Annotated in this window: 8 protein-coding genes and 1 tRNA gene (1 of these 9 running past the window's edge); all 9 read right to left on the bottom strand. The window is 52.6% G+C overall.

Features of this window, described 5'->3' with window-relative positions; genetic code table 11:
• Window positions 1-87, bottom strand: a tRNA-Ser gene (locus ACJJI5_RS07530) (it extends 3 nt beyond the left edge of the window).
• A 281-nt stretch (window positions 88-368) separates the two neighbouring features.
• Window positions 369-563 (bottom strand): carbon storage regulator CsrA, encoded by a 195-nt coding sequence (gene csrA / locus ACJJI5_RS07525; protein WP_091391203.1) that lies wholly within the window; start codon window positions 561-563, stop codon window positions 369-371.
• A 229-nt stretch (window positions 564-792) separates the two neighbouring features.
• A complete protein-coding gene (locus ACJJI5_RS07520) occupies window positions 793-2,025 on the bottom strand; it encodes an aspartate kinase (protein ID WP_413662880.1) in 1,233 nt (410 codons plus the stop codon).
• A 132-nt stretch (window positions 2,026-2,157) separates the two neighbouring features.
• Window positions 2,158-4,767, bottom strand: coding sequence for an alanine--tRNA ligase (alaS, locus tag ACJJI5_RS07515; protein WP_445355908.1), 2,610 nt, complete (start codon window positions 4,765-4,767; stop codon window positions 2,158-2,160).
• Between the two features lie 72 nt (window positions 4,768-4,839).
• Entirely contained in the window at window positions 4,840-5,187 is a 348-nt protein-coding gene (locus ACJJI5_RS07510; RefSeq protein ID WP_413662882.1) for a histidine triad nucleotide-binding protein, read from the bottom strand.
• Between the two features lie 4 nt (window positions 5,188-5,191).
• Complete coding sequence (locus tag ACJJI5_RS07505; protein WP_108734085.1) at window positions 5,192-5,377, bottom strand: Trm112 family protein; 186 nt, start codon at window positions 5,375-5,377, stop codon at window positions 5,192-5,194.
• A 139-nt stretch (window positions 5,378-5,516) separates the two neighbouring features.
• Window positions 5,517-6,350 carry an alpha/beta hydrolase gene (locus tag ACJJI5_RS07500; RefSeq protein WP_445355907.1) on the bottom strand — a complete coding sequence of 278 codons (834 nt, stop codon included), beginning with the start codon at window positions 6,348-6,350 and terminating at the stop codon, window positions 5,517-5,519.
• Between the two features lie 39 nt (window positions 6,351-6,389).
• Window positions 6,390-7,400, bottom strand: a complete 1,011-nt coding sequence (locus ACJJI5_RS07495; protein WP_445355906.1) for a class I fructose-bisphosphate aldolase — start codon at window positions 7,398-7,400, stop codon at window positions 6,390-6,392.
• 48 nt (window positions 7,401-7,448) lie between these two features.
• A complete protein-coding gene (gene glpK / locus ACJJI5_RS07490; protein WP_445355905.1) occupies window positions 7,449-8,927 on the bottom strand; it encodes a glycerol kinase GlpK in 1,479 nt (492 codons plus the stop codon).
• Window positions 8,928-8,997: the final 70 nt, after the last annotated feature.

Raw genomic sequence — 8,997 nt, 5'->3', positions numbered from 1 at the left:
CGGAGAGAGAGGGATTCGAACCCTCGATGAGTGTTAACCCATACGCCCTTAGCAGGGGCGCGCCTTCAGCCACTCGGCCATCTCTCCTTTTAAGCCGCAGCGGAAGCTCCGCTTTCAGGCCACCTCCGAGGAGGTCTTTCGCGTCGCTGAACCTGTTTGGTTGCTCGCTGAAAGTGGGCGGCATAATACCAACGGCTCGGCAAAAAGCAATGGGGAATCAATAACTTTTTGCACTTTTTTGTCTTCTCGAACAGGAAATGGGCAAGACGTTCAAAAAAAAGACTTTTCCGCCAAAGTCACCGGTGAAAATATCTACAGCACAAAATAAAAAAGGCCGGAAAGCCGGCCTTTTTTAGGGAACTGTTTCACTACTCGTTGCCACCCTCCTCGGAGGATTGCTTCTCGCGCTGGATACGCTGATAAATTTCTTCACGGTGCACGGCAACTTCTTTAGGGGCATTGACACCAATACGCACCTGATTGCCTTTCACCCCCAGCACGGTAACCGTGACATTGTCGCCAACCATCAGCGTTTCGCCAATTCGGCGGGTTAAAATCAACATTACCTACTTCTCCTTGATCATCCTGTGATAAAGAGCAGCCGGCGTTCCCCTGGAACTGCTCTTACTTGGTCATCATAACCGGATGGCGGTGCACAAAAGGCTAAAAACTAACCTTCACACTCTTCAGTATTGACCAGTCGAACAAAATCTCAACAGGTTGCATGCTACGTCGAGCCACTGAATTGTAATTGGTTGTTTTTTCCGCCTGCAGGCCGGCTATAAAATCTCGTTACCTTTCTTTGTCTGAAAGCTCAAATTCGCTATGCAGCGCCCGAACAGCCAACTCTAAATAACGCTCGTCAATAATCACTGAGATCTTAATTTCAGAAGTAGTGATCATTTGGATATTGATATTGTCTTCACCCAGGGCACTAAACATACGACTTGCCACATTTGCATGTGAACGCATACCTACGCCAACAATAGAAACCTTGGCGATCTTGTCGTCTGTGATCACCTCTCGCGCACCAAGTTCCGCAGAAACTCGCTCTAAAACATCACGAGCCTTACCTAAATCATTGCGGTGAACAGTGAAGGTGAAATCAGTCGTGCCATCGACAGCACTGATGTTTTGAACAATAACGTCGACTTCGATATTTTCAGCGCCGACCGGTGCCAGGATTCGGCATGCAACCCCAGGGGTATCCGGCACTCCACGAATTGTCAGTTTTGCTTCATCGCGATTAAACGCGATACCGGATACAACTGGCTGTTCCATATCGTTATCTTCCTCATCCAGGCTAATCAGGGTTCCGTTACCCTCTTCAAAAGTTGAGAGTACGCGCAGGGGAACCTTGTATTTACCGGCGAACTCTACGGCGCGGATCTGCAGAACCTTGGAGCCAAGACTGGCCATTTCCAACATTTCTTCAAATGTGATTCGATCGAGTCTGCGTGCACTGTCGACCACTCGAGGGTCAGTGGTATAGACCCCGTCCACGTCGGTATAAATCTGGCACTCGGTAGCATCTAACGCCGCAGCTAACGCCACACCCGTCGTGTCAGACCCGCCGCGCCCCAGTGTGGTGATATTGCCGTCGTCATCCACTCCCTGAAAACCAGCCACAACGATGACTTTGCCTTCATCGAGATCGGTGCGCATTCGCTCCACATCGATACTTTGAATGCGCGCTTTGGTATGAGCATTATCCGTAAGAATTTTTACCTGCCCACCCGTGTAGGAACAGGCGTCATAACCACGCTTCTTCAGAGCCATGCTCAAAAGGGCAATTGTGACCTGCTCTCCTGTGGAAACCAGAACATCCAATTCTCTGGGGTCTGGTTTTTCCTGGATTTGATAAGCGAGATCAATCAGGCGATTTGTTTCACCACTCATGGCAGACAATACGACAACCATGTCATGTCCCTGAGCGCGAAACGCGGCGACTTTATCGGCCACAGCTTCAATTCGCTCAATTGAGCCAACTGAAGTCCCGCCATACTTCTGCACGAACAAACTCATAACTTACTGTGTTTCCTTAGCTCCACAATAAGTACGCTTCCTGCCCAACTCGTGCAGGCGCGCACTTAATCACCAAACCTCTGCGAAATCAACTCAACTACGAATTCAGACCACTAATTTGACAAAACTTAACTAGTTTAAGGATTGCTCTATCCAATTTGGCACTTCTTTCAGCATATTGGGGAGCGCGGACACATCGGTTCCACCACCTTGGGCCATATCTTTTCGACCGCCACCCTTGCCGCCCAGCTTCCCGGCAGCAAAGCGCATAAGGTCACCCGCAGAAAGCCGATCTGTCAGGTCTTGGGTAACTGCGGCAACCAAAGCCACCTTTTCATCGCCCGGGGCCGCCAGCAACACCACGCCGCTGCCCAGCTTGTTCTTCATCTGATCCGCCAGATCTCTCAGTGATTTGGGGTCAGCTCCGTCAATAGAGGTTGCCAGCAACTTAAAGCCCGCCAATTCAATAGCCTGAGTGGAAAGGTCTCCGCCAGCACCGCTGGCCAACTTGGTTTTTAACTGGGCAATCTCTTTTTCCAGTTTTCGATTGTTAAGCAGCAACTGTTCAACTTTGTCAGCCAAGGAGTCCGGACGCGCCTTAAGCAGAGTCGCTACATGCTCCAGACGCTGCTGTGCCTGATCGAACAGAGACATTGCGTGAGCACCAGTAACCGCTTCGATTCGGCGCTGACCGGAAGCAATACCGCTTTCCCCAACAATGCGAATCAAACCGATATCACCGGTGCGCTTCACGTGAGTACCGCCACACAACTCAACGGAAAAAGCCTTGTCATCGGTTTTGCCCATGGAAAGTACACGCACAGTATCGCCGTACTTTTCGCCGAATAGCGCCATAGCGCCCATCGCTTTTGCAGACTCAATATCGGTTTCGTGAGTTTCAACTGGAGTATTTGCGCGAATTTGACTATTAACCAGGGATTCAATCGCGTGTAACTGCTTTGCCGTTACGGCTTCGGGGTGGGAGAAGTCAAAGCGCAGGCGCTCCGAGTCCACCAGGGAACCCTTCTGGGTAACATGCTCGCCCAGCACTTTGCGCAAGGCGGCATGTAATAGATGGGTTGCAGAGTGATTCAGGGCGGTGGATTGACGAACATCTGCAGATACGACTGCCTCAAGGGTTTCGCCCACAGCGATGCCCCCGTTCAACACCTTACCAGTATGCAAATGGTGCGCGCTCTGCTTGGTGCAATCGCGCACTTCAAAGCGGGCATCAGTGGAACTCAAATAGCCACTATCACCTACTTGACCACCGGACTCTGCGTAGAAGGGGGTCCGATCTAGAACAATTGCACCCTCTTCACCGTCTTCCAGGCGCTCAACCTGCTCACCACCTTTTACGATGGCCAATACTTTGCCTGCTGCCTCGGTCGCGTTGTAACCGAGAAACTCTGTAGCCCCTTCCAGTTCGAGGACATCGGTATAGTCCTGTTTAAATTTACCGGCAGCGCGAGCTCTCTGGCGCTGGGCTTCCATAGCAGCTTCATATCCATCCATATCCAGGGATAGACCGCGCTCACGGGCAATATCCTGGGTTAGGTCTGTCGGGAAGCCGTAAGTATCATGCAGAGTAAATACCAACTCACCGGGGATCTCACTGCCTTCGAGGGAAGCCAGGGCATCCTCTAGCAGCGCCATTCCCTTATCCAGAGTCTTCGCAAACTGCTCTTCCTCTTTGCGCAACGCATTCTCAATCACCTGCTGCTTTTCACGCAGCTCCGGGTATGCGTCACCCATCTGCTCGGCGAGCGCTTCTACCAGCTTGTAGAAGAAGATGTCTTTGTGCCCAAGCTTGTGGCCATGGCGCACTGCGCGGCGAATAATGCGACGAAGTACAAATCCACGGCCTTCGTTGGAAGGCATTACGCCGTCGGCAATCAAGAATGAACAAGAGCGGATATGGTCGGCGATCACTCGCAGGGATTTCTCTTCCAGGTCGCTGCAGCCAACCACTTCTCCCGCCGCTTTCAGCAGCGCTTGGAACAAGTCAATTTCATAATTGGAGTGTACTCCCTGCATTACGGCGGCAATACGCTCCAGCCCCATGCCGGTATCCACTGAGGGCTTGGGCAGTGGGTGTAGTTCACCATCAGCGGTGCGCTCATACTGCATAAATACCAGGTTCCAGATCTCGATATAGCGATCAAGGTCGTCATTATCGGAACCGGGAGGGCCGCCGGGCACATCGGCACCGTGATCGTAGAAAATCTCAGAACTTGGACCGCAGGGACCAGTGTCACCCATCTGCCAGAAGTTATCCTCGTCGAGACGGGAGAAGCGCTCGGCACTCACTCCCATTTCCTTCAGCCAAATATCAGCGGCTTCATCATCGCTGATATGTACGGTTACCCAAAGACGCTCCTCTGGCAAATTCAATACTTTGGTCAGGAACTCCCAGGCAAAGCGAATCGCTTCGCGCTTGAAGTAGTCGCCGAAGCTAAAGTTACCGAGCATTTCAAAAAACGTGTGGTGCCGTGCGGTGTAACCGACATTTTCAAGGTCGTTATGCTTGCCTCCTGCACGCACACAGCGCTGTGAACTGGTGGCGCGATTGTAGGAACGCTTTTCCTGCCCCAGGAAGGTGTCCTTAAACTGCACCATGCCGGCATTGGTGAATAACAGCGTCGGGTCATTGCCCGGAACCAGGGAACTGGAGGGCACAATGGCATGACCCTGCTCAGCAAAATAATTCAGAAAGGCGTCGCGAATCTGTGCGCTTTTCATCCGGCGTAATTCCACTTCGTTAGTTGAGTTTTATTTGATTGGCGTCAGTGACACGGTGTCACTTCTGTTCCACTACTGTGCCAGCCCTTGTTCGGGCATTCTTTTTTGGGCAAGCAGGTGAACATGCAGGTGAAATACGGTTTGACCTGCGCTTCGACCGTTATTAACTACCAGTCGATAGCCCTCGAGCCCCAGCTTGCGCCCCAATTCTGCCGCCAGCCACATAAGGTGGCCGAGCAGGGATTTATCCTCAGCCTGAGCCGCGGATAAATTCACTAGGGGTTTGCGTGGGATAATGAGGAGATGGGTCGGCGCTTGTGGCGCGCGATCCTCAATAACGACACATTGGTCGTCCTCGTAGATCATCTCAGCAGGGATATCTCCCGAGATAATTTGACTGAAAACGCTGGGTTCACCCATTGGTTTACTTTTCCAGCTTTTCCTCGGCTGTCAGCTGCCGCGCTTCAGATTCCAGCATTACCGGTATACCGTCTCGCACCGGATAGGCTAGACCACTGGCCTTGCAAACCAGCTCCTGTGTGTCCTCCCGGTATTCAAGCGGCGCTTTACTCACCGGACATACCAACAGGCTCAGCAACTTTTTATCCATGTTCCACCCCACTATTTTCCCTCGGTAATACTTCCGAGGGGCAAAAATGACCGCGTATCATACAATGCTTCATACGCTTTTACACGGTATTCGCCATAGCTTCTGCTGCGCCACCTGTTAGCTTTGCGCTTTTTTACCCTTATATGACAGAAGCAGTCTCTACTGAAACAGAATTGAGATGGCTAAGTAGCAGCTCCCGGGCCAAACGCCCCTCCTCTATTTCATTAAATACCTCGTGGTAAGACCTTGAGAAACAGTGCAACTGCTTGTTTTTTGACCCTACCTGTCCAAACCACTTGCGGCTGAGTTCCACATCGACAATATGGTCTGATTCCGGCAATAACAGAAGGCAAGGCATGGATATCCCATCCAACCGGCCAGATAAAAACTCCCGCTCCTGCAAAAAAGTCTTAAACCAGCGCAGAGAGATACTGTGATGCACGAGTTCATCACTGACATACCGCTTGACCACATCCGGACTACGAGATATCCACTGACTATTTATCTGGCTGGAAAGAGCCAACCCCGGAAGCCAGCGAGCCAAAAATAGCGCGAGCCATAACAAAAGGCCTTTTGGCTCACTTTTACCGCGAAAACCCGGTGCGGAAAGATTTAAACTGTCGACAGATTTATATCGAATAGCACAGCCACAGGCGATAACAGCTCCCATACTGTGGCCAAGAAGATGCATCCCAAGTCCGGAGTTTCCACTTTTTACCAAGGAGATAAATTCATTTAGATCCTCACTATAAAGTGCAAAATCCTCAATATCCCCACGCTTCCCATCCGACAATCCGTGGCCATAATGGTCTAGGGCATAAACACTGTACCCTGCTCGATTGAGGTCCTCCGCCAGCTCACCGTAACGCCCACTGTGCTCTCCCAACCCGTGGGATATAACTACTACACCCACGGCTTCTTCTACCCACCAGCGCCGGTAATACAGCGTCACTCCCCTGGTGACAAACTCCATTGCAATCTCCTTATTGATTATTATTTTGCTAGCTAATCGCTATTCCAGGGTTTCGCGGTACCTGCCCAGCATGGCCAAATGATTCATGCGGGACCGTTTAAGTAGCGCTTCCTGGGCTGCTTCAACATTCTCCGGGCGCCCCTGCCAAGCAGCGAGTGCTGGCTCTTGTAGTGCGCGCCCATAGGAAAAGCTCAACTGCCAGGGGCCACCACCTTGCTGATTCATTGCATTGAGATTGGCCGTGGCCTCTTCTGGTCCCTGCCCCCCGGAAAGAAAGTTAATTCCCGGCACTGCTGCGGGGACCGTTCGCCGCAAGCTGCGCAGGGTATATTCGGCCACCTGCTCAGGGTCAGCCGTTTCCGCCTCCGCACCAGGGGTTACCATACTGGGCTTGAGCAACATCAGCTCCAGTATTACCCCGTGCTGGTGGAGTGCGTGGAACACAGAGTGCCAAACCCGCTCATTTACTGCCGCACTGCGCTCTATATCGTGCTCACCGTCCATCAGAACCTCTGGCTCGACAATAGGAACCACCCCTTCGGCCTGGCATACCGCTGCATAGCGGGCCAACATCTCAGCATTTGCGGTAAGCCCCAGGCGCGTGGGGTTGTGATGGCCTATAGGATAGACTTCACGCCACTTGGCGAAGCGAGCTCCTTGCTTTTTATATTGCTGCAAGCGCTCAGACAACCCATCCAGCCCGTAGGTGATCATATCCCCAGGCGCTCCAGGCAGAGGGCCCTTGCCCTTATCCACCTTAATGCCCGGCACTATCCCCTGTGACGCTGCCACTTCCGGCAAGGGCCGACCCTCAACATCTTTTTGCCCCAGGGTTTCCTCGAACAAAATAACGCCACTGATACATTCACCCAACCCCTTACAGGACAGCAGCGCAGCACGGTAGTCACGCCGGTTTTTCTCGGTGGAATCCACTCCAATCGTGGCAAAGCGCTTGGCAATAGTGCCGCCACTCTCATCGGCAGCCAAGATGCCTCTTTGACCATCGACCAAAGTTGCTACAGTTTCCTCCAGCATATCGATATGTGACATCTCTACCCCTCCCTTAGGTTATTACGCTAAGAGGATAGGCGGTCCAGCCTAAAAAGCTTTACAGGCTTTTACCGCCCTCCGCCAACCAGCCAACAACTGCTCCCTCTCCGCCTGAGTCATTGCCGGCATAAAGTCCCGTTCAATTTCCTGCAAACACTCTGGTAACTCCCTTGGTCGCCAGGTTCCACTGCCAATACCAGCCAGCAACGCAGCACCAATAGCCGTCGATTCAATCTGCTGGGGCCGTTCAACACGCAAAGAGGATATGTCCGCCTGGAATTGCATCAGGAAATTATTCGCGCAAGCACCCCCATCCACACGCATATGGGTAATCGGCAAGCCCAAGGCCTGCTCCATCAAACGAGCCAGCTCATCACTCTGGTAAGCTATAGATTCCAAAGTGGCACGCACCACCTCAGCTCGACCAGCCCCCCGACTCAAGCCGCAAATAGTCCCCCGTGCCGATGGGTCCCAGTGCGGCGCACCCAGTCCACTAAATGCAGGCACAAGATAAACGCCGCGGGTATGAGGAATACTCTGGGCGATGATTTCGGTATCCACCGCCTGCTGGATCATTCCCATCTCGTCCCGCAGCCACTGTATAGCGGAGCCCGCTGTGAAAACTGAACCCTCTACGGCATAGGCCGGATTACCCTGGGCATTACAGGCCACTGTAGCCAGCAACCCCTGGGGTAGCTCCGGGCGATCCTCGCCGGCAAAAGCCAGCATAAAGCAGCCAGTTCCGTAGGTGTTTTTTATACTACCGGGCTCGGTACAACCCTGGCCAAACAGTGCTGCCTGCTGATCCCCGGCAACACCACAAATCGGAGCCGATGTGCCGAGAAAAGCGTGGGGGTCTGTATCGGTAAAGTGGCCAGCCGACGGTAGAATTCTGGGAAGAATGGATTCAGGGCACTGGAAAAAATCCAGCAGCTCACTATCCCAGGCTTTATCTTTTATGTTGTACAGGAGGGTACGACTGGCATTGGTGTGATCGGTGAGATGGGCTTTGCCACCGCTCATTTTCCAGATCAACCAGCTATCTACGGTGCCGAAACACAGGTCGCCATTTTGAGCTCGGGTTAGTAAATCCGGGTTACGGCGGAACAGCCAAGTCAACTTACTTGCGGAAAAGTAAGCATCCAGCAATAGGCCACTGCGCTCTCGCAACCAATCAGACCTGCCGAGTTCCCCCAGCTCCCGGCATACCTCTGCCGAGCGCCGGCACTGCCACACAATCGCAGGAAAAACCGGCTCACCGGTATACCTATCCCAGACGATCGTGGTCTCGCGCTGGTTAGTAATTCCCACTGCGGTGATATCCGACGCGCGAACACCAGCGCGCTGGAGTGCTGCGGCACAGACCCGGAGAGTTACCGACCAAAGCTCTTCCGCATCCTGCTCAACCCAGCCAGGCTGGGGATAACGATTGGGAATTTCCGAGTAACTGCGACCAATCAGGTGGCCCTTACTATCGAAGATAAAAGCTGTGGTACCAGTGGTGCCCTGGTCAATAGACAGGATCATAGGGTTCTCGCGCTTATTCTTTTAGTCTCTTTCTGTACCTGAAAAATGGCCGAAACCTATCGACCAGTCA

Source organism: Microbulbifer maximicatervae (SeqCode) (assembly GCF_052467955.1).
The sequence above is the reverse complement of the archived record's forward strand: the minus strand, read 5'-3'. Positions and strand labels throughout refer to the sequence as shown.